The organism is Neoroseomonas rubea (assembly GCF_016106015.1).
GTDB classification, from domain to species: Bacteria; Pseudomonadota; Alphaproteobacteria; order Acetobacterales; family Acetobacteraceae; genus Neoroseomonas; species Neoroseomonas rubea.
Map to the genome: position 1 here is coordinate 1 of NZ_JACADQ010000663.1, position 929 is coordinate 929.

The 929-nt window shown below is 74.7% G+C and carries 1 protein-coding gene; it reads right to left on the reverse strand.

Annotated elements, in window-relative coordinates; translation table 11 throughout:
- On the reverse strand, positions 1–552 hold a 552-nt coding region (locus HW577_RS25670; RefSeq protein ID WP_474100260.1), incomplete at its 3' end, for a dienelactone hydrolase family protein.
- Positions 553–929: the final 377 nt, after the last annotated feature.

Genomic DNA, 929 nt, shown 5'->3' on the forward strand with positions numbered 1-929 from the left:
GGCGCAATCGGCGTCCCGGTTCGCCTCGTCCGCCGTGCCGTGCAGCAGCAGCAGCCGGCTGCGCGGGGGCGGGGCATCGGCCGGCAGGGCGCGCAGCAGCGCGCCGCAGCCGGGATAGAGCAGCGCCCGCGCGGCGAAGGGGTCGTGCCCGGCAAAGGCGCGCGCCGCGACGAAGCCACCATGGCCGAAGCCCAGCAGGCCGAGGCGCGTCGGATCGATGCGCGGATGGCGCGTGAGCGCCGCCACGGCGCGTTGGAGGTCCGCGGCGCTCAGGTGCTCCACCTCGGCGATGATCTCGAGGATGGCCATGCCGGCGCCGACCAGTTGCTCGACATAGGGATCGCTGCGCCGGTCGGGGCCGAAGATGTCGGAGACGAGGAGCACGGCGGGCAGCGGCGCTTCTCCCGCGGCGGGCGGCAGGGTGAGGAAGCCGACCGTCGCGCCGCCCTCCTCCAGGGCCACCGGTGGGGCGAGCGCCTCGGCCAGCAGGCGTGCCGTGGCCGGCGCGGGGGCGAGCAGCGATGCGAGGAGCAGGGCGGGCAGGAAGCGCATGCCGCGAATGTCGAGGCGCCGCCGAGGGGAAATCTGTGCGGATTGGCACGGTTGCGCAGTGTTGGCGTCGATCATGCCTGCACGGCCTCACGATTTCGTGACGTTAGCGAAGCAGCGATGGTATCAATCCGCAACCATTCCCGTGCGGGGGTGGCGCGATGGGACGGCCGCGCAAGGCCCGGCTCCGTGCCGGACGGTCGGCCGCTGGCACAACGGATGCGCCTTTCCCTGCCGTCGCGTGGTCGGCGGTTCGGCTGGCGTGCGGCCGCACGCTGGTGCGGCGCGCCATGCCGCCGGCCCGAAGGGTGCCCCCGGTGGCCCGCGATTCAGCCGATGGCGGCCAGCGCCCCGAGCGACGCCACCCGCGACGGCGCCGG